The following is a 24,832-nucleotide window of genomic DNA, read 5'->3' as shown; positions in this document are numbered from 1 at the left end:
GGTGGGTAGTCGACGGGTCCAGGGTGAGAAGGGGAGCGACGGGGGTAACGCTCGTCACGCCGCCGCCCGCCCTTCACTCCCCCGCCGCCGCCTCGAAGGCCCCCCTCGCCATCCGGTGCAGGAGGACCGCCGTCGCCCCGCGGCCCGGCAGGGAACCCGGTCGGCCCAAATGCGGGGTCGAGTTCAGGAGGCCGAAGACCGAGTGGACCGCCGAGCGGGCCGCGGGTTCCGGAAGTGCCGGGTAGACGCCGCGGAGGACCTCCACCCAGAGTTCGACGTACTGGCGCTGCAGCTGCCGCACCAGTTTCCGGTCGCTGTCGCGCAAGCGGTCCAGCTCCCGGTCGTGCAGGGTGATCAGTGGACGGTCGTCGAGGGCGAAGTCGATGTGGCCCTCGATGAAGGAGTCCAGGACCGCAGCGGGCGCGGTGTCCCCGTCGGCCTCCGCCAGGCGGCGCTTGGCCCCCGTCAGCAGCTGCCCGCTGATCCCCACCAGCAGCTCCGCGAGCATCGCGTCCTTGCCCGCGAAGTGCCGGTAGAGACCGGGCCCGCTGATGCCGACCGCGGCACCTATCTCGTCCACGCCGACGCCGTGGAAGCCGCGCTCGGCGAACAGCCGGGCGGCCTCCTTGAGGATCTGCTCGCGACGGGTCGGGGCGTCGGTTCTCGTGACCATGAAGGCAATTCTAGACAGGGAGGTTAGCGGTCGTTAACCTGAAGGAAATGCGTTAACGCTCATTAACAAGGTGAGGGGATCGCGGCATGGACCAGGCACCGGAGCTGACGAGCGCGGCAGACCCCGCGTCGGAGGCCTTTCGGGCCAACGAGGAGGCGCACCGCGTCCTCGTGGACGAGCTGCGCGCCAAGCTCGGCGCGGCCGCGCTGGGCGGCGGTGAGAAGGCACGGGCACGGCACACCGCGCGCGGCAAGCTGCTGCCGAGGGACCGGGTGGACACCCTGCTCGATCCGGGGTCCCCGTTCCTGGAGCTGGCCCCCCTGGCCGCCGACGGGATGTACGACGGGGCGGCTCCGGCCGCAGGCGTGATCGCGGGGATCGGGCGGGTGAGCGGGCGCGAGTGCGTGATCGTCGCCAATGACGCCACCGTCAAGGGCGGCACGTACTACCCGATGACCGTGAAGAAGCATCTGAGGGCCCAGGAAGTGGCCCTCGACAACCGGCTGCCGTGCGTGTACCTGGTCGACTCCGGCGGCGCCTTCCTCCCCATGCAGGACGAGGTCTTCCCGGACCGTGACCACTTCGGGCGGATCTTCTACAACCAGGCCCGGATGTCGGGGGCCGGGATCCCGCAGATCGCCGCCGTCCTCGGCTCGTGCACGGCCGGTGGCGCGTACGTCCCGGCCATGAGCGACGAGGCGGTGATCGTCCGCAACCAGGGGACGATCTTCCTCGGCGGGCCCCCGCTGGTGAAGGCCGCCACGGGTGAGGTGGTGACGGCCGAGGAGCTGGGCGGCGGCGAGGTGCACTCCCGTGTCTCCGGTGTCACCGACCACCTCGCCGAGAACGACGCACACGCCCTGCGCATCGTCCGGAACATCGTCTCGACCCTCCCGGCCCGGCGCGCGCTTCCCTGGGAGGTCGCGCCCGTTGCAGAGCCCAAGGCCGACCCCTACGGCCTGTACGGCGCCGTCCCCGTCGACCCCCGCACCCCCTACGACGTCCGCGAGATCATCGCCCGGGTGGTCGACGGCTCCCGGTTCGCCGAGTTCAAGGCCGAGTTCGGGCAGACCCTCGTCACCGGCTTCGCCCGCGTCCACGGCCACCCGGTCGGCATCGTCGCCAACAACGGCATCCTGTTCTCCGAGTCCGCCCAGAAGGGCGCCCACTTCATCGAGCTGTGCGACCAGCGAGGCATCCCGCTGGTGTTCCTGCAGAACATCTCCGGCTTCATGGTCGGCAAGGACTACGAGGCCGGCGGCATCGCCAAGCACGGCGCGAAGATGGTCACGGCGGTGGCCTGCACGAGGGTCCCGAAGCTGACCGTCGTCGTGGGCGGTTCGTACGGCGCGGGCAACTACTCCATGTGCGGCAGGGCCTACTCCCCCCGTTTCCTGTGGATGTGGCCCAACGCCAAGATCTCCGTCATGGGCGGCGAGCAGGCCGCCAGCGTGCTGGCCACGGTCAAGCGGGACCAGCTGGCGGCCCGCGGCGAGCCGTGGGCCGCCGAACAGGAAGAGGCCTTCAAGGCGCCCGTCCGTGCGCAGTACGAGCGCCAGGGCAACGCCTACTACGCGACGGCCCGGCTCTGGGACGACGGGGTCATCGACCCGCTCGACACCCGGCAGGTGCTGGGACTGGCCCTGACGGCCTGTGGCAACGCGCCGCTGGGTGAGCCCCAGTTCGGCGTCTTCCGGATGTGAGGAGGGGACTCGTGTTCGACACCGTACTCGTGGCCAACCGGGGCGAGATCGCCGTCCGGGTCATCCGTACGCTGCGCTCGCTGGGCGTCCGCTCGGTGGCCGTGTACTCCGACGCCGACGCGGACGCCCGGCACGTCCGGGAGGCCGACACGGCGGTCCGGATCGGCCCGGCGCCGGCGGGCGAGAGCTATCTGTCGGTGGAGCGGCTGCTGGCGGCGGCCGCGGTGAGCGGCGCCCAGGCGGTCCACCCCGGATACGGCTTCCTCGCCGAGAACGCCGCCTTCGCGCGGGCGTGCGAGGAGGCCGGACTGGCCTTCATCGGCCCGCCTGCGGGTGCGATCGCGCTGATGGGCGACAAGATCCGCGCGAAGGAGACGGTGCAGGCGGCCGGGGTGCCGGTGGTACCCGGCGGCCGCGACCCCGAACTGGCCGATGCGGCACGCGCATTGGGCGCCCCTGTACTCCTCAAGCCCTCCGCCGGTGGCGGTGGCAAGGGTATGCGGCTGGTACGGGACCTGACCCTCCTGGACGAGGAGATCGCGGCCGCCCGCCGCGAGGCCCGCGCCTCCTTCGGCGACGACACCCTCCTCGTCGAGCGGTGGATCGACCGGCCCCGGCACATCGAGATCCAGGTACTCGCCGACGGCCACGGCAACGTCGTCCACCTCGGCGAGCGGGAGTGCTCGCTGCAGCGCCGGCACCAGAAGGTGATCGAGGAGGCGCCGTCGGTCCTGCTGGACGAGGCGACGCGGGCGGCGATGGGCGGGGCGGCGGTGCAGGCGGCGCGCTCGTGCGGGTACGTCGGCGCGGGCACGGTGGAGTTCATCGTGCCGGGCGGCGACCCCTCTTCGTACTACTTCATGGAGATGAACACCCGCCTGCAGGTGGAGCACCCGGTGACCGAGCTGGTCACCGGCCTGGACCTGGTGGAGTGGCAGCTGCGGGTCGCGGCCGGCGAGCAACTGCCCTTCGCCCAGACCGACATCACGCTCACCGGGCACGCCGTCGAGGCGCGGATCTGCGCCGAGACCGTGTCGGTCAAAGAGGGCGCGCGCGGCTTCCTGCCCACCGGCGGCACGGTCCTCCTCCTGAACGAGCCCTCGGGGGACGGCGTCCGCACCGACTCCGGGCTCCGCGAGGGCACCGAGGTCGGCAGCCTGTACGACCCGATGCTGTCCAAGGTGATCGCGTACGGCCCGGATCGCGCGACCGCGCTCAGGAAGCTCCGCCGGGCCCTCGCGGAGACGGTCACGCTGGGCGTGCAGACCAACGCCGGGTTCCTGCGCCGGCTCCTCGCCCATCCGGCGGTGGCGGCGGGCGAGCTGGACACGGGCCTGGTCGAGCGGGTGATGGACGACCTGGTCTCCACGGACGTACCGGACGAGGTGTACGAGGCGGCGGCGGCCGTACGGCTGGAGGCGCTGCGGCCGGCTGCGGGCGGGGGCTGGACGGACCCGTTCTCGGTACCGAGCGGCTGGCGGCTCGGCGGTACGCCCAAGCCGGTCGGCTTCCACCTCCGGGTGCAGGACCCGGTGGAGTACGTCCCGCGCGGCAGCCACACGGTCACCGCCGACCGCGTGTCCGTCACCCTGGACGGCGTCCGGCACACCTTCCACCGCGCGGCCGACTGGATCGGCCGCGACGGAGACGCCTGGCAGGTCCGTGACCACGACCCGGTCGCGGCCTCGCTGAGCCGCAGCGTCCACGCCGGCGCCGACTCCCTCACCGCGCCGATGCCCGGCACGGTGACCGTCGTGAAGGTCGCCGTGGGAGACGAGGTCGCCGCCGGGCAGAGCCTGCTGGTGGTGGAGGCGATGAAGATGGAGCACGTCATCTCCGCCCCGCACGCCGGCACGGTCGCCGAACTCGACGTGAAGCCCGGCGCCACGGTCGCGATGGACCAGGTGCTGGCCGTGATCGCCCCGCACGAGGACGAGGAGAAGACGGCATGACCGCCCAGGAGTCCGGCCTCCCCATGGTCCTACCGGCCACCGATCTGCCCGCCCGGGTCCGGATCCACGAGGTCGGCGCCCGCGACGGCCTGCAGAACGAGAAGACGGCCGTACCGACGTCGGTGAAGGCCGAGTTCGTGCACCGGCTGGCCGACGCGGGCCTGACGACGATCGAGGCGACCAGCTTCGTACACCCGAAGTGGGTGCCCCAACTGGCGGACGCGGAGGACCTGTTCCCCCAGCTCGCGGACCTGCGGGGTGTCGAGCTCCCCGTCCTGGTCCCCAACCAGCGCGGCCTGGACCGCGCCCTCGGCCTCGGCGCCCGCCGGGTCGCCGTCTTCGCCAGCGCCACCGAGTCCTTCGCCAAGGCCAACCTGAACCGCTCGCTGGACGAGTCCCTGGCCGTCTTCGACCCGGTCGTCCGGCAGGCGAAGGACGCGGACGTGCACGTCCGCGGCTATGTCTCGATGTGCTTCGGCGACCCCTGGGAGGGCGCGGTACCGCTCCACCAGGTGGTCCGGGTCTGCAAGGCGCTGCGCGACATGGGCTGCGACGAGCTGAGCCTCGGCGACACGATCGGGGTCGCCACCCCGGGCCATGTCCTGGAGTTGTTGTCTCTGCTCAACGAGGAGGGCGTGCCGACGAACGTCGTCGGCGTGCACTTCCACGACACCTACGGCCAGGCGCTCGCCAACACCTACGCGGCCCTGGAACACGGCGTGACGACGGTCGACGCGTCCGCCGGCGGGCTCGGCGGCTGCCCGTACGCCAAGTCCGCCACCGGCAACCTCGCCACCGAGGACCTGGTCTGGATGCTCCAGGGCCTCGGCATCGAGACCGGAGTCGACCTCGGCAAACTCACCGCCACCAGCGTGTGGATGGCCGAACAACTGGGCCGACCCAGCCCGTCCCGCACCGTCCGCGCCCTCTCCCACCAGGAGTGACGACCATGGACCACCGCCTCTCCCCCGAACTGGAAGAACTCCGCCGCACGGTGGAGGAGTTCGCGCACGACGTCGTGGCACCGAAGATCGGCGACTTCTACGAGCGGCACGAGTTCCCGTACGAGATCGTCCGCGAGATGGGCCGCATGGGCCTGTTCGGGCTGCCGTTCCCCGAGGAGTACGGCGGCATGGGCGGCGACTACCTGGCGCTCGGCATCGCCCTGGAGGAGCTGGCCCGGGTGGATTCCTCGGTCGCCATCACCCTCGAAGCCGGAGTCTCGCTGGGCGCGATGCCGATCCACCTCTTCGGCACGGACGACCAGAAGCGCGCATGGCTCCCCCGCCTCTGCTCCGGCGAGCTCCTGGGCGCCTTCGGCCTCACGGAACCGGACGGCGGCAGCGACGCGGGCGCCACCCGCACCACCGCCCGCCTGGACCCCGCCACCGACGAGTGGGTGATCAACGGCAGCAAGTGCTTCATCACCAACTCGGGGACGGACATCACGGGTCTGGTCACCGTCACCGCGGTAACCGGCCGCAAGCCGGACGGCAAGCCGCTGATCTCCTCGATCATCGTCCCCTCCGGCACCCCCGGCTTCACCGTCGCCGCCCCCTACTCCAAGGTCGGCTGGAACGCCTCCGACACCCGCGAGCTGTCCTTCGCCGACGTCCGGGTCCCGGCCGCCAACCTGCTCGGCGAGGAGGGCCGCGGCTACGCCCAGTTCCTCCGCATCCTCGACGAGGGCCGCATCGCCATCGCGGCCCTGGCCACCGGCCTGGCCCAGGGCTGTGTGGACGAGTCGGTCAAGTACGCGAAGGAACGGCACGCCTTCGGCCGCCCGATCGGCGCCAACCAGGCCATCCAGTTCAAGATCGCGGACATGGAGATGAAGGCCCACACGGCCCGCCTGGCCTGGCGCGACGCGGCCTCCCGCCTGGTGGTAGGCGAACCCTTCAAGAAGGAGGCGGCCCTCGCCAAGCTGTATTCCTCCACCGTCGCCGTCGACAACGCCCGCGACGCCACCCAGGTCCACGGCGGCTACGGCTTCATGAACGAGTACCCGGTGGCCCGGATGTGGCGCGACTCCAAGATCCTGGAGATCGGGGAGGGCACGAGCGAGGTCCAGCGGATGCTGATCGCGCGGGAGTTGGGGCTGGTGAGCTGAGGCCGACCGGACAGGTCTGCTGCCGAGGAGCTCCCTGGCCGGCCTCGGTGTCTGAGCACGCCCGCAGGCGAGTCCGGGCTGCGCGTCAGTTCGCGGTGGCGGTGGTGTGGTGCGGCCGGTTGCGTACCAGCAGGGCCGAGACCAGGGCCGCGCACAGGAACACGGCGGCGACGACGGACATGCCGGCGTGGACGCCGGAGGTGAAGGCGTCGCCGACCGCGGCGGTCACGTTCGGCGGGGTCGCCCCGTGACCGCCGGTGCCCGTGGAGACCGCGTGCTCGACGGCTGGCCAGGCCGCTCGGGGAACATGGTGAGCGTCGAGCCGGTCGGGCAGCCGGGACTGGAGCCGGCCGGCGAGCAGGGCGCCGAGGAGGGCGGAGCCGGTGACGGACCCGATCTGGCGGAAGGCGTTGACGGCTCCGGAGGCCATGCCCGCGTGTTCGTGGGAGACGCTGACCAGGGCGGCGGCGGTGCTGGGCGCGGCCACCATCCCGGATGCGGCGCCGAAGAGCACGTACAGCCACCACACCCGGGCATAGGGGGTGGTCGGCTCCAGCGTGGTGAATCCGGCCGTGGCGGCGGCTCCGACGAGGAAGCCCAGGGTCAGCGGCAGCTTGAAGCCGGTACGGCGGATCACGCGTCCGGTCGCGTAGGCGACGACGACGTAGACGCCGAAGAAGGCCAGCAGCCGCCAGCCCACGTCCAGGGCGGAGAGCTGCTGGACACGCTCGTAGAAGAGCACCGAGAGGATGGCCACCCCGGTGAAGCCGAACAGGGAGACGGCCGCGACGAACATGACGGCGCTGAACGACGGCGACCGGAACAGGCTCATGTCCAGCATGGGGGTGCGGGCGGCCCGCTCGACGAGGACGAAACCGCTCAGGGCCGCGGCCGCGACGAACCAGGCGATGAGGATCCGGGGGCTGGTGTAGCCGTCGTGTCCGCCTTCGATGAGGGCGTAGACGAGGGCGGCGATGCCCAGGGCGGCCAGGATCTGGCCGGGGATGTCGAGCTTGCCGGCGGGGCCGCGTGACTCGGCGACGAAGACGGCGGCGGCCATGGTGACGACCGCGAGGGCGGCGGTCGACAGGAAGACCGTGTTCCAGTGGAAGTGGTCCAGCAGGGTGCCCGCGATCAGCGGGCCGGCGGCGAGTCCGATGCCGGAGGCGGCCGCCCAGGCGGTGACGACCTCGGTGCGCCGGTGGGGGTCCGGGAAGGCGGCCCCCAGGATGGCCAGGCTGTTGGGCAGGATGAGGGCGCCGCCGAGGCCGGAGACGAGCTGGCCGGCGATGACGCCTCCCGTCGAACCCGCGGTGTAGACGGTGAGCGACCCGATGATCATGACCACGGCGCCGGCGAGGAAGGCGCGCCTGCGGCCGTAGAGGTTGCCGATGGTGCCCGCGGACATCACCAGACTGGCCACGAGCAGGGTGTACGCGGAGGGGATCCAGACGAGGCCGGTCGGGGAGACGTGCAGGTCGTCCTGGATGGCCGACAGCGCCGACACCGATGCGGTGATCAGCAGAAAGGTCGTCATGGCGCCCAGGCACATCGCGACGAGGGTGACGGCCGCCGCGCGCCGGGAGGGCTGCTGGGAGTCCTGGTGGGAGTTCTGGTGGGAGGGAAGCCGGTCGCCGGGTTGCCGGTCGGTCGGCTCGAGCCGGCCCGAAGCGGGGGTGGGGGTGGAAGCCATCGTGTCCTCGTCTCGGCCGAGCTGCGGGCAGCAGGCGGCAGCGCCCTCGGCGACCCGAGCTGACTTACGATTGCAGAAGTCAGCGGTGACGCTATAGGCTGGCTTCGCACGAGGCAAGTCAGGTGGAGGGTGGAGGGCGGAGTGATGACGGACCTGCTGCGGGAACGGGACGCCTGGTCCATGGCCAACTGCTCCGTCGCCCGCACTCTGGAGATCGCCGGCACCAGGACGGCGCTGCTGATCATGCGCGAGGCGTTCTTGGGCACCCGCCGGTTCGACGACTTCGCCAAGCGCGTGGGCATCGGCGAACCCGCCGCCGCGGCGCGCCTGAAGGAACTGACCGCCGCCGGACTCCTGGAGCGCGTGCCGTACCAGGAGCCCGGCCAGCGGACCCGGTACGCCTACCGACTGACCGAGAAAGGCCGGGACTTCCTGCCCGTCCTCACGGCGCTGCGGCAGTGGGGCGACACCTGGGCCGCGGACGAACAGGGACCCCCGCTGGTCGTACGCCACCGGGACTGCGGCGCCGCGGTGCACGCGGTGCTGCGCTGCGACGACGGCCACGACGTGCGACGCGGCGAATCGTTCGTCGACGCCGGCCCGGGCCTCATCCGCGTCGGCCCGGACGGCCCCGAACCCGACGGCGACGGCGACTGATACGCCCGGCACCACCCACAGGAAGCACTACGAGGAGTTGTCTTGACGCTCGACTTCCACCCCGGACAGGGGTCCCGGTCACGCACGTTCAGCTGGGGAGACCCCGCCGTGTCCGCCGGCGCCGTCCCGGACCACAGCGGTCTCGGCTTCCTCCGCGAGATCCTGGCCGGGCGCCTGCCCGCACCGCCGATCACCGCCGCCCTGGGCATCACCCTGGAGGAGGCCGAGTACGGCCGGGCGGTCTTCGCGCTGGTGCCGGGCGAGGAGCACTACAACCCGATAGGCAGCGTCCACGGCGGCGTCTACGCCACGCTGCTCGACTCGGCGGCCGGCTGCGCGGTGCAGTCCGTGCTGCCCCAGGGCACCGGGTACACCTCGATCGACCTGAGCCTGAAGTTCCTGCGCCCGATCACCGTCGACACCGGCAAGATCCGCGCCATCGGCACCGTCCTCAACAGCGGCCGCCGCACCGCCCTCGCCCAGGCGGAGCTCCGCGACTCCGAGGACCGCCTGCTGGCCCACGCCACCAGCAGCTGCATGCTCTTTCCGGTCGGGGGCGGCCAGGGCACGTGAGCCTGGGGGGACGGTGCTGACCTGCGGGCACCACCGACTGAAGTTCTCGCGGGCCGACGCACATCCCACCGCGCCCCTGCACGGCGGCCTCTCCGTCTTCGTCCCGAACCTGTCTGGACCGTTCATCAGCCCGGCAGGCAGGAGCGGAATCGGTGGAGCAGTTCCAGTGCCGCAGGGCTCTCTGCGTCGAAGGTCTGGCGTTGTTGTTCGGCAGGAAGACCCGGCCCCCAGATACGGGCACCGTGGCAGCGGAAGCAGAAGGCGATCTCGAAGAGCTGATCGGTGGAGCTGTGGGCCCGGATTCCCCAGCCTGGGAGGAAGCAGCGGTACGGCTCGCTTCCCGGCAGGCCGGCGATCAGGGACAGGGCCTGCCGGGCTTGGTCTCCCTCCCAGATCGCGGCAGTGCCGCCGGCCAGGTCCTCCGAACCGAGGTGCCTGACGGGGTCGGTGATGCGGACGACCTCGATGAGTTCGGTCTTCCCGTGCGTTGGCGGCAGCAGCATGCCCCCAGCCTCTCAACGACGGCGCCTGGAGGTCAGCGGAACAGCTCGGGCATCGGGCATGCCTCCAACGGCCCCTCCGACCGGTCGGCCCAGCGCCACCAGGCATGCCGACCGCCCGCAGACGGCCCGGCCTTCGAAGAACGGGACAGCCGGGTGGCCCGGAGCGTCACCGACTTCGGCTGGCACGTCATGGGGGTGGGCGCCGGCGGCGACACCCCCGCGGACTGGGCGTACTCCATCGGGCTGTGGCACACGCTGCGCAGTCCCGAGGTCTGTGTCTTCGGCCTGCGGACGGACGTCGCCATGCCCGTCGTGAACGCGGCTGGAGCCGGCATCCGCGATGGTCTTCCGCTGGAGCCGGACCAGCGCAGGGACGACGTCCTCAACGGCTACGACGTCGCTGTCCGGCCTGTGCATTCCAGCTGGTACCACGACTTCTTCGGCGCCGGCATCAACTTCTACCAGGCCCCTCGGCTGCCCGTCACGCAGTTGTTCTGGCCTGACAAGTCCGGACGCTTCCCCTGGGAGGACGGAGTGACCGACTACTGCCGGACGAGTCAACCACTGCTCTGGATCCCGAAGTCCGACACCGAGGGACCGTGGTCCCACGTCGCGTGAAGGCCACCCGTGCTGCCTCCGGCACACACAGCACCGAGAGCAGCGCCTTCTGATCCGTAGCCCTGTAGAGATCGGTCATGAAGGTCATACAGGCTGCTGTACCGCATCACAGATCCACTCGGGTCTCCGTCTCCGTGCTCCCCTGCCGCAGCACGACGTGGGCCGGCCTGAACGGCAGACCGCGAAGGGTCGGCTCCATCACCTCGAACAGCGCCTCCGCATCAGCCCCGTAGGCGTACAGGACGGCTTCACCACCGCCGAACTCGTTCCCGTCCACCTCACCGACCCCCGCCTCTTCGACGGCGGCCGTCATGGTGCGCTCAGCGTCAAAGACCGCCTCCCGCTCGGCACGCGAACCGTACTGGTCGTCGCTCAGCCGGTAGTGAGCAATGACGGCCTCTTCCGCTGTCTCCGGTTCGGGAAGATCAAAGAGCGTGTCCATGCAGGCACGATGCCACCAGCCTCTGACAACGCGCCCGCACTGTGCCGGCCGCCCATGGTCCTAGAGCTGACTTCGCCACCATGGCACGTCCAGGCTGTCAGCCGAAATCACCTTGGCTCTGGCCAGGATCTTCCGGTCAAGGGCCCGTACAAGGGCGCGTAGCTCACGCGCGCTCTTCCTCGGCAGGGCGTGGAGCACGGTTTCGAGGTGGCCGCGGAAGTCGATGCTGTAGCAACCGCACTCAAGGATGCCGCAGTCAGGACCTACGAGTGGCGTCGCAAGTTGTCTGAGAGGGCCGTGGGCCAGGGCCTTCCAATGCCAGAACGCTTCTTCCGTGGCTTCGGGCCAGAAGCGGGTCCGCTCAAGCCGACGCAGGTCAGCTGTGCAAGATCCTGAGAGGCGGTCGATGAACGGATACCGTCGCCGCCTGGGCGGGCGGGCAGGCAGGTCGCCCCGCAGGGCTGACGGGCGCCTACGCGGCATCGCCCCTTCGGTTGTCGGTCATGAGGGCAAGGTACAGAACGACGTGTTCGGTGGCCACCGCGTATCCGGTGGCCGAAGCCCTCAGCTCGGGAAGCTCGTGGGCCCCATCCGCGTCGTGATGGGAGTCCTCGCTTCCTGACTTCCGGTCCGCTCGACGGCTACGTCGACGAGCTCCTCGACATCAACCCTGTCGACGTGCCTCGACTCCCGGTCAAGGCCCCCCCACACCGGCCACGCCCGGCTAAGGAGTCAGCCCTGCCTTCTCGCAAGCGGCCCGTAGCCGCGGTGTGCAGATCTGGTCGACGGTGTACACGCCGTCCTTGACGAGGGTCTGTCTGATGTTGGCGGTTGTCACGGCTACCGGGGTGAGGAGCACGGACGGGATGTGGCGGGTGGTGGGGCTGTCGGTCGTCGTCGTGGCGATGGTGTCCAGCTTCTCGCCGCGGCCCAGGGCCACGGCCATGGCGGCGGCTGCTTCGGCTTCCGCGCGGAAGGACTTGTACACCGTCATGGACTGTTCGCCGTCGACGATGCGCCGTACCGCGTCGAGGTCGGCATCCTGACCGGTGACCGGTGGAAGCCGCCCGACGTGGGCGCTCTTGAGCGCGGAGATCACGCCTGCGGCCATGGCGTCGTTGGCGGCCAGGACGCCGTCGATCCGGCCCGGGCCCAGGGCCGAGATGGCGGCGGACATGTTGGCGTTCGCGTTGTCCGTGCTCCAGCCCGGGGTGTCGTAGGAACGGCCGATGTTCACCTTGCCCCGCAGGACGGACAGTGCGCCCCTCTTGAACCACGCGGCGTTGGGGCTGGTCGGGTCGCCGTTCATCATGACGATGGTCCCGTCCTCGGCCGGGGCGTGCATGGCCTTGAGGAGAGCCTGGCCCTGCAACGTTCCGACCTGTACGCCGTCGAAGCTGACGAAGCCCGAGACCGGCCCCTCGGCGAGCCTGTCGTAGGCGACGACGGGGACGCCCGCGTCGTGCGCCTCCTGGACCGTGGAACGCAGCGCCCTGTTGTCGGTGGTGCCGAGGATGATGACCCGGACCCCCTTGGTGATCATCGCGATCATCTGCTGCCGCTGGGCCGTCGCGTCGTCGTCGGCGTTGGCATAGGTGACCTTGCAGTGCGGGCAGAGCTGTTTCACCTGTTGCACGATCAGCGGCTTGTCGGAGTTCTCCCAGCGTGGCACCACCCGGCTCGGCAGCAGCAGGCCGACGGTGAAGCTGTCCGTGGCGGTTGTTCCGTCTCCCGTACAGGCGGCCGAGGGCACGGCCAGCAGGCCCGCGACCAGCGCGCCGACGACACAGCGCGTACGAGACGTCACCCATGGGCTACGACACGTCATGATCGGCCCCCGTCCCTGTCCCCGGCGCCCGGTTCCGTACCCGCAGCAGCCGGTTCACGACGCGATACCGCTCTCTCGCCGCACACCTGCCTGCCGTCGGCCACGGGTTCGGTGCCGAAGGACTCCGACACCGCCCCGAGCACCGCTGGTGACTCCTTTACTAGAATCGCATAGCGGGACGAACTGGACAGATTATCGTCCTGCCGGCCGTACGGCACCGGGTTCGCGGTCCACCATGGCCGGTGCCGGCGCGTCCCGGCGCCCCGGGCAGGAGGGAGGTCTCGCGCATGAAGGCCCGCGTTCGGAACACCGCCCTCGCCCTCGCCGCGGTCTCGACGGCCGTGTCCCCCACCGCCTGCGGAGCGGACGCCGGGAGCACCTCCGGCGAAGGGAGCGCGCGGAAGATCAGCGTGCTGCTGCCGGACTCCACCACAGCCCGCTGGGAGACGCGGGACAGGCCCCTGCTGGAGCGGAGGATCGGGCAGCTGTGCGGCGACTGCGCGATCGAGCACGCCAACGCCGAAGGTGACGTGGCCATCCAGCAGAAACAGATGGACTCGTCGATCGCCGACGGGGTCGATGCCATCGTGCTGACGGCCGTCGACGCCAGAGCCATGGCCGCCTCGGTCGGAAGAGCGGCTGCCGCGCACATCCCGGTCATCGCCTACGACCGCCTCGCCGAGGGCCCGATCTCGGGCTACGTCTCCTTCGACGGCCAGGAGATCGGCAGGCTCCAGGGCAGGGCGCTGCTGACGGCCATGGGCACCAAGGCGCGCGGCGGCCGGATCGTGATGATGAACGGCGACCCCGGCGACCCCAACGCGCTGTCGTTCAAGCAGGGCGCACTCTCCGAACTCCGGGGGAGGACCACGATCGCCAAGGAGTACGACACGCCCGAGTGGAGCACGGAGACGGCGAACCGGAACATGTCCGGAGCCCTCTCCGCCCTGGGCGCCGGCAGCATCGACGGCGTCTACGCCGCCAACGACGGCCTCGCCGCCGGCTGTATCGCCGCCCTCAAGGCCGACAAGGTCACCCCGCTGCCTCCGGTCACCGGGCAGGACGCCGAGCTCGCGGCCGTACGGCGCATTGTCGCCGGCGATCAGTACATGACCGTCTACAAGCCGTTCGGACCCGAGGCCGCCGCCGGCGGCGCCATGGCCGTGGCGGCCGCCCGTGGCCGGAGCCTGGACGCGGTGGCCACCAGGCGGGTGAAAACCCGCGGCGGTGCGGAGGTTCCGGCCGTGCTGCTCACTCCGGTGCCCGTGGTCCTTGCCACCATCAAGAACACCTTGGTGAAGGACGGCGTGTACACGCTCGAACAAATCTGCCCCCTGTCACTCGCGGGCGACTGCCACAAGGCCGGGCTGACCTGACGGGCGGGACCGGCCGACCCCAGGCCCGGGAAGGAGCTGATTCTCTTGCCGCCCCCCTTGCTCGCCCTGCACGGCGTGTGGAAGCGCTTCGGCGTCGTCGAGGTTCTCCGGGACATCGAGCTGGAGATCCACGCAGGCCAGGTCCTCGCCCTGCTCGGCGACAACGGAGCCGGCAAGTCCACCCTGGTCAAGGTGATCTCCGGGGTCGCTCCCGCGGACCAGGGGAGCATCGAGTGGGAGGGCCGGCCCGTGCACATCCGGCGTCCCCAGGAAGCCCGGGACCTCGGCATCGCCACCGTCTACCAGGACCTGGCGCTGTGCGGAGGCCTCGACGTCGTCGGCAACCTCTTCCTCGGACGGGAGATCCGCAGGTTCGGCTTCCTCGACGAGGTGGAGATGGAGCGCCGCAGCGCACAGCTGCTGGAACGCCTGACCCGGAGCGTTCCCGACCTGCGCGGTCCCCTGGTGTCACTGTCCAGCGGCCAGCGGCAGACCGTCGCCGTCGCCCGTTCGCTCCTCGGCGACCCGCGCGTCCTTCTGCTGGACGAACCGACCGCGGCGCTGGGGTTCGAGCAGACCAACGAGGTCCTCGACCTCGTCGACCGGCTCCGCGACCAAGGCCTGGCGATCCTGCTCATCAGCCACAACATGGGCGATGTGAAGGCCCTCGCGGACCGGGCCGCCGTGCTGCGGCTCGGCCGCAACAACGGCTTCTTCGACGTGAGCACCGCTTCCCAGGAGCAGATCATCTCCGCCGTCACGGGCGCCACCGAGAACGTGCCCCGTCGGCCGGCCCCTCGCGAGGCCGAGTGGTGAAGCCGAGTGGTGAAGCTGAGTGGTGAAGCCGAGTGGTGAAAGGGATGCGTGACATGCCGGACGAGACGCCGGCCGATCCTGCCGCAGCCACCGCGAAAGCCCGTCGGGGCCTCGGCGGGCGGACCGTCGGCCGTGCCGTGGCCGGCTGGATCACCCTCCGGCGGCGCAGGCTGAGCGCCGGTGAGCTCGGCTACCTTCCCGTCACCCTCGTCCTCGCCGCGGTCTGGATCATCTTCCAGAGTCTGAACTCCACCTTCCTCTCGCCCCGCAACCTGTCCAACCTCAGCGTGGACATCGTGGGTACGGGCTTCATCGCGGTCGGCATCGTCTTCGTGCTGCTGCTCGGTGAACTCGACCTGTCGGTCGGCTCGATCAGCGGGTTCGCCGCCGCGGTCTTCGCGGTGCTCAACGTCAACAACGGCGTGCCGGAATGGCTCGCCCTGATCGCCGCCGTGCTGACGGGCACCGCGGCGGGAACCGTCCAGGGGTACTCCATCGCCAGAACCCGGGTGCCGGCCTTCGTGGTCACCCTCGCCGGGCTGCTGACGTGGAACGGCCTCATGCTCGTCATCCTCGGCACCAGCGGCACCGTCAACCTCGACGAGAACGGGCTCATCGCCCACCTCACCGGCTACTACTTCACCAACGCCGGCGTCGCCTACGCGGTGGCGGCACTCGCCACAGCTCTGGTCTTCCTCTCCGCCTACCTGAACAGGCGCCGCCGTGTGGCCCTCGGCATGCCACACCGCCCGCTGCGCGCCATCGGGGTGCGCACCGGAGCCGTGGCGGTGATCGGGTTCGGCTCCGCCTATCTGCTGAACCAGTTCCAGGGCCTGCCGCTGGCGCTGCTGATCTTCCTCGTCACGGTGGCGGGCCTCGACATCGTGCTCCGGCGCACGCACTACGGACGGCAGGTCTACGCACTGGGGAGCAGCGTCGAGGCGGCCCGTCGCGCCAGCCTCGACGTGACCGCCGTACAGACGGCCGTACTCGCGGTCTCCGGCACCCTGGCGGCGACCGGCGGCCTGTTCCTGGCCTCGCGTATCACGTCGGTGAGCCAGAACTCCGGCTCCGGCGTCCTGCTGCTCAACGCCATCGCCGCCGCCGTCATCGGCGGCACCAGCCTGTTCGGAGGACGCGGTACGACCTGGTCCGCCGTGCTCGGCATCCTGGTCATCCAGTCGATCGCCTCGGGCATGGCCCTCACCGACACCCCCACCGCCGTCCAGTTGGTGATCACGGGCGGGGTGCTCTTCGCCGCCGTGGTCATCGACTCACTGTCCCGGCACACGCAACAGGCGCACGGGCGCGCCTGAGCCTTCCCCGGGCCCGGGGCGCTGGGCCGGGGCTGGACAGGAAGGGAATTCTGCCCACGCATGTGCCCCGGTATATTGGCTGATGAGACAGTTTGGTGTCGGCCGGGTGGCATGTCTCTGTCGGTCAGGTGAGCCCGGGGGAGACGGCAGGCGCTCCGGGACCCAGCGCGAGGAAGTACCGATGAGGTCCAGACCCGTCCTCTGCTCCACCGCTTGCGCCCTCTCCGTACTCGTCCTGCTCGGCGCCTGCGGCGGCGGCTCCGACAGCACGGCCACGTCGAGCGGCGGCAAGCCGCTGGTCGGCGTCGACTACCCGCGCTCCGACACCGACTTCTGGAACGCGTACATCAGGTACACCCCCGAGTACGCCGAGCAACTCGGCCTCTCGCTCAGGACCACCAACTCGCAGGACGACGTCGCCAAGCTCGCCGCCAACGCGCAGACACTGATCCTCCTGGGCGCCAAGGGCATCGCGATGGCCCCGCAGAGCACCTTCGCCATCGCGCCGATCCTGGCGCAGTTGCAGGCGGCGAAGATCCCGGTCGTCACCATCGACACCCGCCCCGACACCGGCAGGGTCTACATGGTGGTCCGCGCCGACAACCGCGCCTACGGCGAGAAGGCATGCGAGTACCTGGGCACCAAGCTGGGCGGCAAGGGCAAGGTCGTGATGCTCGAGGGCGACCTCTCGTCGATCAACGGCCGTGACCGCACCGAGGGGTTCGACGCGTGCATGAAGGCGAACTACCCGGACATCAAGGTGTTCGGGGAGACCACCAACTGGGACGAGGACGTCGCCGCGCAGAAGCTCCAGGCCGACCTGACCGCGCACCCGGACATCAAGGGCATCTACCTGCAGGCCAGCTTCGCCCTCTCCGGCACGCTCCACGTGCTCAGGCAGCAGGGGCTGCTGGTCGGCCCGAGGGACCCGAAGCACGTGTTCGTCGTCTCCAACGACGGCATCCCCAGAGAGCTCAGGAGCATCTCCGACGGCACCATCGACGCCACCGTGTCCCAGCCGGTCGACCTCTACGCCAAGTACGCGCTGTACTACCTGAAGGCCGCGATCGACGGGAAGACCTTCAAGCCTGGCAGGACCGACCACGACAGCACCATCGTGCGGATCCGCGACGGACTCCTGGAGGACCAGCTCTCCGCCCCGCTCGTCACCGCCGACGGCGGCACCTACGGCGGCGTCCCCAGCCTCAAGAGCACCGACCCGTCCCTGTGGGGCAACAGCCTCGACCGACAGTGAGAACCGGGAGTGGCAAGGGCCGATGAGCGCCGCGCACGCGGGAGTTGACTTCGGCGGGCTGCCCCCGGGCGTAAGCCGCAGGACCCGGACCTGGACAAGATCTTAGGTTAGGCTAACCTAATCTCCATCCTGTCCAGCGGTGTTCCCGCACGTCCGAAAGCAGCCACACCTATGTCCAACGTCAGAGCAGCCCACCTCACCCGCCGTGGCATCCTCGCCGTCGGTGGCGCCCTCGGTCTCGGCGCCGCGCTCGCGGCCTGCGGTGACGACGACGCGAAAAGCGGCTCCTCCGACAAGGAGACGACGGCCGCCAAGTCCGGTCCCTGGACGTTCAAGGACGACCGCGGGACCACGGTGAAGCTGGACAAGGTCCCGGCGAACATCGTCGCGTTCGTCGGGGTCGCCGCCGCGCTGTACGACTACGGCATCAGCGTGAAGGGAGTCTTCGGGCCGACCAGGACCAAGGCCGGCAAGGCCGACGTCCAGGCCGGCGACATGGACATCAGCAAGCTGACAGTCCTCGGCAACGAGTGGGGCCAGTTCAACGTCGAGAAGTACGCGGCGCTCGCCCCCGACGTGCTCATCACCACGCTGTTCGACGCCGCCGGCACCCTCTGGTACGTCCCGGACGAGTCCAAGGACAAGATCGCCAAGCTCGCCCCGAGCGTCGGCATCTCGGCCTACGACCGTCAGCTCACCGTCCCGCTCCAGCGGGTCTGGGCCCTTGCGGAGTCGCTCGGCGCGGACATGACGGCGAGCAAGGTGACCGACGCGAAGAAGCGGTTCGAGGACGCGTCCTCCCGGCTGCGCGCCGCCGCCAAGGCGCACCCCGACATCACGGTGATGGCCGGTTCCGCCGCCCAGGACCTGTTCTACGTCTCCGGCTCCAACCTCTCCGTGGACCTGGAGTACTTCAAGGCCCTCGGCGTGAACTTCGTCGAGCCCTCGGCGTCCGTACTGAAGGCGAGCGGCGGCTGGTACGAGAGCCTGAGCTGGGAGAACGTCGACAAGTACAAGGCCGACATCATCATGATGGACGACCGTACGGCGACCATCCAGCCCGCCGACATCACCCAGGCCACCTGGAAGAAGCTCCCCGCGGTCAAGGCCGGGCAGGTCATCTCCCGCTCCCCCGAGCCGATCTTCTCCTACGACAAGTGCGTCGCGATGGTCGAGAACCTCGCCAAGGCCCTGGAGACGGCCAAGAAGGTCAGCTGACCCCACCCGGGCAACCCGTACAACTTCCTGAACCCCAGGAGCACATATGACGACGGCCGTAGCCGCCCCGTTCCGTTTCTTCTCCCTCCAGGTCGTACGGACGAGGCGGCTCGGTCCGTCTCTGGTCCGGGTCACCTTCGCCGGCGCCGACCTGGCGCACTTCCACTCCGACGGACGCGACCAGTCCCTCTCCCTGTTCATCCCGGCCGAGGGGCACACCGAGCCCGCCGTGCCCGTCGAGCTGGGCGACGGCTGGTGGCAGGGCTGGCGCGAACTCCCCGACGACGTAAGGGCCGTGATGCGGTCGTACACGCTGCGGGAACTGCGGCGGGACCCCGACGAGATCGACATCGACTTCGTGCTGCACGGGGCCGGGCCGGATGCGGCCACCCCCGCCGGGCCCGCCTCCCGGTGGGCCTCCCGGGCCGCCGCCGGTGACCGGGTGGTCCTGCTCGGACCGGCGATCGCCGACAACCGGGCGATCCGTTTCCGGCCGCCCGAGGACACCGATCTGGTGCTGGTGTGGGGTGACGAGACCGCCGTACCCGCCGCGACCGCCATCCTCGAATCGCTCCCCGCCGGCACGCGCGTCCGCGCCTGGCTGGAGGTGCCGTGCGCCGGGGACGTGCAGGACGTGGCCACCGAGGCGGACGCGGAGATCACCTGGCTGGTGGGCGGCCGCGATGCCAGGGAGGAGATCCGCGCCGCACAACTCCCCTCCCACACACACCCGTACGCCTGGATCGCCGGCGAGTCCGGGCGGGTGAAGGAGCTGCGCCGGCACCTCGTCGGCGAGCGCGGGATCGACCGGCGCCGGGTCACCTTCGTCGGGTACTGGCGGCAGGGTCTGACGGAGGAACAACTCCGGGCGGCCGGCGAGTAGTCCGAGGCCGGCGGGTGGTTACGACCGCCGACGTGTCGGCTGTCACGGGAGGGGCAGCGTTTCGCCCGCGCTACTTAGGTTAGGCTAACCTAAGTGGAGCCGATCGCTCCCCTCCCCCGCACGGATCGTCCCGGAGGACCCCCTCATGCGCTCGCACCTGCTCAATGACCTCACCGCGGAGCACTACCGCCGCTCCGTGACCGAAGGAGTAGAGCGGGTGGCGGCCAAACTCGCCACCACCGACCGTCCGTTCACGGGTGTCACCGTCGACGCCCTCTCCCCCCTCATCGACGGCATCGACCTCGACCGGCCGCTGCACGACACCACCGCGGCCCTGGACGAGCTGGAGGACGTCTACCTCCGGGACGCCGTCTACTTCCACCACCCCCGCTACCTCGCCCATCTCAACTGCCCGGTGGTCATCCCGGCGGTGCTCGGCGAGGCGGTGCTCTCCGCCGTCAACTCCTCCCTGGACACCTGGGACCAGTCGGCCGGCGGCACCCTCATCGAGCGGAGACTGATCGACTGGACGGCCGAGCGGATCGGCCTCGGCCCGGCCGCCGACGGCGTGTTCACCTCCGGCGGCACCCAGTCCAACCTCCAGGCGCTGCTGCTGGCCAGGGAGGAGGCCAAGCCAGGGCCGGGAGGGTGGGAAGGGGCGGCCGACCTCGCCGAACTGCGGATCTTCACCTCCGAGGTCAGCCACTTCAGCGTGCAGAAGTCGGCGAAACTGCTCGGCCTCGGCCAGGACGCGGTGGTCTCCGTCCCCGTCGGCGCCGACAAGCGGATGCAGACCGTCGCCCTCGCCCGTGAGCTGGAGCGCTGCAAGAAGGACGGTCTCGTGCCCATGGCGGTCGTCGCCACCGCCGGGACCACCGACTTCGGCTCCATCGACCCGCTCCCCGAGATCGCCGAGCTGTGCGAGCAGTACGGCGTGTGGATGCACGTCGACGCGGCCTACGGCTGCGGACTGCTGGCCTCCCTGAAGCACCGGGACCGCATCGCCGGCATCGAGCGCGCCGACTCGGTCACCGTCGACTACCACAAGTCCTTCTTCCAGCCGGTGAGTTCCTCCGCCGTGCTGGTCCGGGACGCCTCGACCCTGTGCCATGTCACATATCACGCGGACTACCTCAACCCCCGCCGCATGGTCACCGAACGCATCCCCAACCAGGTCGACAAGTCCCTCCAGACCACCCGCCGCTTCGACGCCCTCAAGCTGTGGCTCACCCTGCGCACCATGGGTGCCGACGGCATCGGCGAACTCTTCGACGAGGTCTGCGAGTTGGCGGAGGAGGGCTGGCGGCTCCTGGCGGCCGACCCGCGCTACGACGTCGTCGTCGAGCCGTCCCTGTCCACCCTCGTCTTCCGTTACATCCCGGCGGCCGTCACCGACCCGGCCGAGATCGACCGCGCCAACCTGTACGCCCGCAAGGCCCTGTTCCACTCCGGCGACGCCGTGGTCGCGGGCACCAAGGTCGGCTGCCGCCACTACCTCAAGTTCACCCTGCTCAACCCCGAGACCACGGCGGCCGACATCGCCGTCGTCCTCGATCTGATCGCCGGCCACGCCGAGCAGTACCTGGGAGAGTCCCTTGACCGCGCGTCCTGAACACCCGACCAAGACCTATGACTTCGTGGGGATCGGGCTCGGGCCCTTCAACCTCGGCCTCGCCTGCCTGACCGAGCCGATCGCCGAACTGGACGGTGTCTTCCTCGACTCGAAGCCCGACTTCGAGTGGCACGCCGGGATGTTCCTGGACGGCGCCCACCTCCAGACCCCGTTCATGTCGGACCTGGTCACCCTCGCCGACCCCACCTCGCCGTACTCCTTCCTCAACTACCTGAAGGAGAAGGGCCGGCTGTACTCGTTCTACATCCGCGAGAACTTCTACCCGCTGCGGGTCGAGTACGACGACTACTGCCGCTGGGCCGCGCACCGGCTGACCAACGTCCGCTTCGGCACGACGGTGACGGAGGTCCGGTACGACGACACGGACGAGGTCTACGTCGTCGCGACGGCCGCCGGCGGGACGCGCGAGACGTACCGCGCCCGTCGCCTGGTCCTCGGCACCGGCACCCCGCCCCACATCCCCGAGGCCTGCCAGGGCCTGGGCGGCGACTTCATCCACAACTCGCGCTACCTGCGGCACAAGCAGGAACTCCAGTCCAAGGAGTCGATCACGCTGGTCGGCAGCGGCCAGTCCGCCGCCGAGATCTACCACGACCTGCTCAGCGAGATCGACGTGCACGGCTACCGGCTGAACTGGGTGACCCGCTCCCCCCGCTTCTTCCCCCTCGAATACACCAAGCTCACGCTGGAGATGACCAGCCCCGAGTACATCGACTACTACCACGCCCTGCCCGAGGCGACCCGCTACCGGCTCACCGCCGAACAGAAGGGCCTCTTCAAGGGCATCGACGGCGAACTGATCAACGAGATCTTCGACCTGCTCTACCAGAAGAACCTCGGCGGCCCGGTCCCGACCAGACTGCTGACCAACTCCTCCCTGAACGCGGCCGCCCACGACAACGGCACCTACACCCTCTCCCTCCGCCAGGAGGAGCAGGGCAAGGACTACGAGATCGAGACCCAGGGCCTGGTCCTGGCCACCGGCTACAGGTACGCCGAACCCGAGTTCCTGGCGCCCGTCCGGGACCGGCTGCGCTACGACACGCACGGCAACTTCGACGTGGCCCGCAACTACGCGATCGACGTCACCGGCCGGGGCGTCTTCCTGCAGAACGCCGGCGTCCACACCCACAGCATCACCAGCCCCGACCTGGGCATGGGCCCGTACCGGAACACGTACATCATCCGCGAGCTGCTCGGCTCGGAGTACTACCCGGTGGAGAAGACGATCGCCTTCCAGGAGTTCGCGGCATGACCACGATGACGACGGCCTTCGTCTTCCGCGCCCTCGACCCCCTCAGGGACGCCGAGCTGCTGCACCGCTGGGTCACCCACCCCAAGGCGGCCTACTGGATGATGCAGGACGCCCGGCCGGCGGACGTCGAGCGGGCGTACATGGAGATCGCGGCCGACGAGCACCACCACGCGCTGCTCGGCCTCGGCGAGGACGGCCGGCCCGCCTTCCTCATGGAGTACTACGACCCGGCCCACCGCGAGCTGGTCGGGCTGTACGAGCCCGAGCCCGGTGACGTGGGGATGCACTTCCTCACCCCCGCCACGGACACCCCCGTGCACGGCTTCACGAGGGCCGTCATCACGGCCGTGGTGGCCCGGCTCTTCGAGGACCCGGCGACCCGCCGGATCGTCGTCGAGCCGGACGTCGGCAACACGGCCGTGCACGCACTGAACGAGGCCGTCGGGTTCGTGCCCGTACGGGAGATCCAGAAGCCGGAGAAGACGGCGTTGCTGAGCTACTGCACCCGGGAGCGGTTCGAGAAGGCGGTGGCCGCCGTATGACCCTCGCCGACTCCGTGGCCCACCTCTCCCCCGAGCGCTGGGAGAAGGCCAACCGGCTCCTGATACGCAAGGCCCTTGCGGAGTTCGCCCACGAGCGCCTGATCACCCCGGAGGAGGAGGGGGCCGGTTACGTCGTCCGCAGCGACGACGGACTCACCCGCTACCGCTTCACCGCCGTCCGCCGCGCCCTCGACCACTGGCAGGTGGACGCCGACTCGATCGCCCGTACCCGGGACGGCGCCGAACTCCCGCTCGCCGCCCTGGACTTCTTCATCGAGCTGAAGGACGCCCTGGGGCTCGCCGACGAGGTCCTGCCGGTCTACCTGGAGGAGATCTCCTCCACCCTCTCCGGCACCTGCTACAAGCTCGCCAAGCCGCAGATCCCGGTCGCCGAGCTCGTCCGCGCCGGCTTCCAGGCGATCGAGACCGGGATGACCGAGGGTCACCCCTGCTTCGTCGCCAACAACGGGCGGCTGGGCTTCGGCGTCCACGAGTACCTGTCGTACGCCCCGGAGACCGCGAGCCCGGTCCGGCTGGTGTGGCTGGCGGCGCACCGGTCGCGGGCCGCGTTCACGGCAGGGGTCGGGATCGAGTACGAGACCTTCGTACGGGACGAGCTGGGCACGGCGACCGTCGAGCGCTTCGACGGCGTCCTGCGCGACCGGGGCCTGGACCCCGCCGACTACCTCCTCATCCCGGTCCACCCCTGGCAGTGGTGGAACAAGCTCACCGTCACCTTCGCCGCCGAGGTCGCCCGCGGCCTCCTGGTGTGCCTGGGCGAGGGCGACGACGAGTACCTGGCCCAGCAGTCCATCCGGACCTTCTTCAACAGCTCCAGCCCCGGGAAGCACTACGTCAAGACCGCTCTCTCGGTCCTCAACATGGGCTTCATGCGCGGGCTTTCCGCCGCCTACATGGAGGCCACCCCGGCCATCAACGACTGGCTGGCCCAGCTCGTCGACAACGACCCGGTACTCAAGTCCACCGGCTTGTCCATCATCCGGGAGCGGGCGGCCGTCGGCTACCGGCACCTGGAGTACGAGAAGGCGACCGACCGCTACTCGCCGTACCGGAAGATGCTGGCCGCACTGTGGCGGGAGAGCCCGGTCCCGTCCCTCCGGGAGGGCGAGTCCCTGGCGACCATGGCCTCCCTCCTCCACGTGGACCACGAGGGCGCCTCCTTCGCGGCCGCGCTGGTGGAGCGGAGCGGGCTGCCGGCGAAGGAGTGGCTGCGGGCCTACCTCCGGGCCTACTTCACGCCCCTCCTGCACAGCTTCTACGCCTACGACCTGGTGTTCATGCCGCACGGCGAGAACGTCATCCTGGTCCTTGAGGACGGGGTCGTACGGCGGGCGGTCTACAAGGACATCGCCGAGGAGATCGCGGTCATGGACCCGGACGCGGTGCTGCCGCCGACGGTGGAACGGCTGCGCGTCGACGTCCCGGAGGACATGAAACTCCTCTCCGTCTTCACGGACGTCTTCGACTGCTTCTTCCGCTTCCTCGCCGCGAACCTCGCGACCGAGGGGGTGCTGACGGAGGACGACTTCTGGCGGACGGTCGCCGAGGTCACCCGTGAGTACCAGGCGTCGGCGCCCGAACTCGCCGACAAGTTCGCGCAGTACGACATGTTCGCGCCCGAGTTCGCACTGTCCTGCCTCAACCGGCTCCAGCTGCGCGACAACCGGCAGATGGTGGACCTGGCGGACCCGTCGGGCGCCCTCCAGCTGGTCGGAACCCTGAAAAATCCCGTCGCGGGGTTCTGATCCAGGCGGACGGGCTCCCC

At 70.1% G+C, this 24,832-nt stretch carries 22 protein-coding genes; 17 read left to right on the top strand and 5 right to left on the bottom strand.

Annotated features, from left to right (window positions below; all coding sequences use genetic code 11):
• Positions 1-73 precede the first annotated feature (73 nt).
• Positions 74-673, bottom strand: a complete 600-nt coding sequence (locus ACFWPS_RS24435) for a TetR/AcrR family transcriptional regulator (RefSeq protein ID WP_383708277.1) — start codon at positions 671-673, stop codon at positions 74-76.
• Positions 674-759: 86 nt separating this feature from the next.
• On the opposite strand from ACFWPS_RS24435, the gene ACFWPS_RS24430 reads away from it, so the two are divergent.
• From ACFWPS_RS24430 to ACFWPS_RS24415, 4 genes are read left to right on the top strand one after another with little or no spacing between them, the layout of a single operon-like run.
• Positions 760-2,376, top strand: a complete 1,617-nt coding sequence (locus ACFWPS_RS24430) for a carboxyl transferase domain-containing protein (protein ID WP_383708276.1) — start codon at positions 760-762, stop codon at positions 2,374-2,376.
• Between the two features lie 11 nt (positions 2,377-2,387).
• The gene (locus ACFWPS_RS24425; protein ID WP_383708275.1) at positions 2,388-4,328 is read left to right on the top strand and encodes an acetyl/propionyl/methylcrotonyl-CoA carboxylase subunit alpha; all 1,941 of its coding nucleotides are present in this window, start codon (positions 2,388-2,390) and stop codon (positions 4,326-4,328) included.
• Positions 4,325-5,272 carry a hydroxymethylglutaryl-CoA lyase gene (locus ACFWPS_RS24420; protein WP_383708274.1) on the top strand — a complete coding sequence of 316 codons (948 nt, stop codon included), beginning with the start codon at positions 4,325-4,327 and terminating at the stop codon, positions 5,270-5,272. Before ACFWPS_RS24425 ends, ACFWPS_RS24420 begins: the two co-directional genes overlap by 4 nt.
• Before the next feature lie 5 nt (positions 5,273-5,277).
• Positions 5,278-6,438, top strand: coding sequence for an acyl-CoA dehydrogenase family protein (locus ACFWPS_RS24415; protein ID WP_383708273.1), 1,161 nt, complete (start codon positions 5,278-5,280; stop codon positions 6,436-6,438).
• An 85-nt stretch (positions 6,439-6,523) separates the two neighbouring features.
• Here ACFWPS_RS24415 and ACFWPS_RS24410 read toward each other — a convergent pair whose 3' ends face one another.
• Entirely contained in the window at positions 6,524-8,131 is a 1,608-nt protein-coding gene (locus ACFWPS_RS24410) for an MFS transporter (RefSeq protein ID WP_383708272.1), read from the bottom strand.
• A 144-nt stretch (positions 8,132-8,275) separates the two neighbouring features.
• On the opposite strand from ACFWPS_RS24410, the gene ACFWPS_RS24405 reads away from it, so the two are divergent.
• The gene (locus ACFWPS_RS24405; protein WP_383708271.1) at positions 8,276-8,788 is read left to right on the top strand and encodes a winged helix-turn-helix transcriptional regulator; all 513 of its coding nucleotides are present in this window, start codon (positions 8,276-8,278) and stop codon (positions 8,786-8,788) included.
• A gap of 42 nt (positions 8,789-8,830) precedes the next feature.
• Entirely contained in the window at positions 8,831-9,361 is a 531-nt protein-coding gene (locus tag ACFWPS_RS24400; RefSeq protein ID WP_383708270.1) for a PaaI family thioesterase, read from the top strand.
• A gap of 125 nt (positions 9,362-9,486) precedes the next feature.
• Here the strand turns inward: ACFWPS_RS24400 and ACFWPS_RS24395 are convergent, their stop codons facing one another.
• A complete protein-coding gene (locus tag ACFWPS_RS24395) occupies positions 9,487-9,864 on the bottom strand; it encodes a hypothetical protein (protein WP_383708269.1) in 378 nt (125 codons plus the stop codon).
• 153 nt (positions 9,865-10,017) lie between these two features.
• On the opposite strand from ACFWPS_RS24395, the gene ACFWPS_RS24390 reads away from it, so the two are divergent.
• On the top strand, positions 10,018-10,482 hold the full coding sequence (locus ACFWPS_RS24390; protein ID WP_383708268.1) for a DUF4262 domain-containing protein: 465 nt from the start codon (positions 10,018-10,020) through the stop codon (positions 10,480-10,482).
• A gap of 106 nt (positions 10,483-10,588) precedes the next feature.
• Here the strand turns inward: ACFWPS_RS24390 and ACFWPS_RS24385 are convergent, their stop codons facing one another.
• Entirely contained in the window at positions 10,589-10,924 is a 336-nt protein-coding gene (locus ACFWPS_RS24385) for a hypothetical protein (protein WP_383708267.1), read from the bottom strand.
• Positions 10,925-11,648: 724 nt separating this feature from the next.
• Positions 11,649-12,752 (bottom strand): sugar ABC transporter substrate-binding protein, encoded by a 1,104-nt coding sequence (locus ACFWPS_RS24380; protein WP_383708266.1) that lies wholly within the window; start codon positions 12,750-12,752, stop codon positions 11,649-11,651.
• A 287-nt stretch (positions 12,753-13,039) separates the two neighbouring features.
• On the opposite strand from ACFWPS_RS24380, the gene ACFWPS_RS24375 reads away from it, so the two are divergent.
• From ACFWPS_RS24375 to ACFWPS_RS24330, 10 genes are all read left to right on the top strand, one after another.
• Positions 13,040-14,128, top strand: a complete 1,089-nt coding sequence (locus ACFWPS_RS24375) for a substrate-binding domain-containing protein (protein WP_383708265.1) — start codon at positions 13,040-13,042, stop codon at positions 14,126-14,128.
• A 36-nt stretch (positions 14,129-14,164) separates the two neighbouring features.
• The gene (locus ACFWPS_RS24370; RefSeq protein ID WP_383708304.1) at positions 14,165-14,944 is read left to right on the top strand and encodes an ATP-binding cassette domain-containing protein; all 780 of its coding nucleotides are present in this window, start codon (positions 14,165-14,167) and stop codon (positions 14,942-14,944) included.
• A gap of 53 nt (positions 14,945-14,997) precedes the next feature.
• Positions 14,998-16,260 carry a sugar ABC transporter permease gene (locus ACFWPS_RS24365; protein WP_383708264.1) on the top strand — a complete coding sequence of 421 codons (1,263 nt, stop codon included), beginning with the start codon at positions 14,998-15,000 and terminating at the stop codon, positions 16,258-16,260.
• A 181-nt stretch (positions 16,261-16,441) separates the two neighbouring features.
• On the top strand, positions 16,442-17,515 hold the full coding sequence (locus ACFWPS_RS24360) for a sugar ABC transporter substrate-binding protein (RefSeq protein WP_383708263.1): 1,074 nt from the start codon (positions 16,442-16,444) through the stop codon (positions 17,513-17,515).
• A 171-nt stretch (positions 17,516-17,686) separates the two neighbouring features.
• Positions 17,687-18,733: an ABC transporter substrate-binding protein gene (locus tag ACFWPS_RS24355; protein WP_383708262.1), complete on the top strand. Its 1,047-nt coding sequence runs from the start codon at positions 17,687-17,689 to the stop codon at positions 18,731-18,733.
• Between the two features lie 46 nt (positions 18,734-18,779).
• Positions 18,780-19,616 (top strand): siderophore-interacting protein, encoded by an 837-nt coding sequence (locus ACFWPS_RS24350; RefSeq protein WP_383708261.1) that lies wholly within the window; start codon positions 18,780-18,782, stop codon positions 19,614-19,616.
• Positions 19,617-19,761: 145 nt separating this feature from the next.
• Positions 19,762-21,228: a lysine decarboxylase DesA gene (gene desA, locus ACFWPS_RS24345; protein ID WP_383708260.1), complete on the top strand. Its 1,467-nt coding sequence runs from the start codon at positions 19,762-19,764 to the stop codon at positions 21,226-21,228.
• On the top strand, positions 21,212-22,504 hold the full coding sequence (locus ACFWPS_RS24340; RefSeq protein ID WP_383708259.1) for a lysine N(6)-hydroxylase/L-ornithine N(5)-oxygenase family protein: 1,293 nt from the start codon (positions 21,212-21,214) through the stop codon (positions 22,502-22,504). Before desA ends, ACFWPS_RS24340 begins: the two co-directional genes overlap by 17 nt.
• A complete protein-coding gene (locus ACFWPS_RS24335) occupies positions 22,501-23,046 on the top strand; it encodes a GNAT family N-acetyltransferase (protein WP_383708258.1) in 546 nt (181 codons plus the stop codon). Before ACFWPS_RS24340 ends, ACFWPS_RS24335 begins: the two co-directional genes overlap by 4 nt.
• On the top strand, positions 23,043-24,812 hold the full coding sequence (locus ACFWPS_RS24330) for an IucA/IucC family protein (protein ID WP_383708257.1): 1,770 nt from the start codon (positions 23,043-23,045) through the stop codon (positions 24,810-24,812). Before ACFWPS_RS24335 ends, ACFWPS_RS24330 begins: the two co-directional genes overlap by 4 nt.
• Positions 24,813-24,832: the final 20 nt, after the last annotated feature.

This window comes from Streptomyces sp. NPDC058457 (genome assembly GCF_042720695.1).
In the GTDB taxonomy this organism is placed as follows: domain Bacteria; phylum Actinomycetota; class Actinomycetes; order Streptomycetales; family Streptomycetaceae; genus Streptomyces.
Note: the sequence above shows the minus strand (reverse complement) of the source record. Positions and strands in the feature narration are given on the sequence as shown.

Excerpts from the sequence above, each read along its gene's own strand:
- ACFWPS_RS24435 (WP_383708277.1), bottom strand. The coding sequence starts at position 673 with ATGGTCACGAGAACCGACGCCCCGACCCGTCGCGAGCAGATCCTCAAG.
- ACFWPS_RS24430 (WP_383708276.1), top strand. The coding sequence starts at position 760 with ATGGACCAGGCACCGGAGCTGACGAGCGCGGCAGACCCCGCGTCGGAG.
- ACFWPS_RS24420 (WP_383708274.1), top strand. The coding sequence starts at position 4,325 with ATGACCGCCCAGGAGTCCGGCCTCCCCATGGTCCTACCGGCCACCGAT.
- ACFWPS_RS24415 (WP_383708273.1), top strand. The coding sequence starts at position 5,278 with ATGGACCACCGCCTCTCCCCCGAACTGGAAGAACTCCGCCGCACGGTG.
- ACFWPS_RS24410 (WP_383708272.1), bottom strand. The coding sequence starts at position 8,131 with ATGGCTTCCACCCCCACCCCCGCTTCGGGCCGGCTCGAGCCGACCGAC.
- ACFWPS_RS24405 (WP_383708271.1), top strand. The coding sequence starts at position 8,276 with ATGACGGACCTGCTGCGGGAACGGGACGCCTGGTCCATGGCCAACTGC.
- ACFWPS_RS24395 (WP_383708269.1), bottom strand. The coding sequence starts at position 9,864 with ATGCTGCTGCCGCCAACGCACGGGAAGACCGAACTCATCGAGGTCGTC.
- ACFWPS_RS24385 (WP_383708267.1), bottom strand. The coding sequence starts at position 10,924 with ATGGACACGCTCTTTGATCTTCCCGAACCGGAGACAGCGGAAGAGGCC.
- ACFWPS_RS24380 (WP_383708266.1), bottom strand. The coding sequence starts at position 12,752 with ATGACGTGTCGTAGCCCATGGGTGACGTCTCGTACGCGCTGTGTCGTC.
- ACFWPS_RS24375 (WP_383708265.1), top strand. The coding sequence starts at position 13,040 with ATGAAGGCCCGCGTTCGGAACACCGCCCTCGCCCTCGCCGCGGTCTCG.
- ACFWPS_RS24365 (WP_383708264.1), top strand. The coding sequence starts at position 14,998 with ATGCCGGACGAGACGCCGGCCGATCCTGCCGCAGCCACCGCGAAAGCC.
- ACFWPS_RS24360 (WP_383708263.1), top strand. The coding sequence starts at position 16,442 with ATGAGGTCCAGACCCGTCCTCTGCTCCACCGCTTGCGCCCTCTCCGTA.
- ACFWPS_RS24355 (WP_383708262.1), top strand. The coding sequence starts at position 17,687 with ATGTCCAACGTCAGAGCAGCCCACCTCACCCGCCGTGGCATCCTCGCC.
- ACFWPS_RS24350 (WP_383708261.1), top strand. The coding sequence starts at position 18,780 with ATGACGACGGCCGTAGCCGCCCCGTTCCGTTTCTTCTCCCTCCAGGTC.
- desA (WP_383708260.1), top strand. The coding sequence starts at position 19,762 with ATGCGCTCGCACCTGCTCAATGACCTCACCGCGGAGCACTACCGCCGC.
- ACFWPS_RS24335 (WP_383708258.1), top strand. The coding sequence starts at position 22,501 with ATGACCACGATGACGACGGCCTTCGTCTTCCGCGCCCTCGACCCCCTC.
- ACFWPS_RS24330 (WP_383708257.1), top strand. The coding sequence starts at position 23,043 with ATGACCCTCGCCGACTCCGTGGCCCACCTCTCCCCCGAGCGCTGGGAG.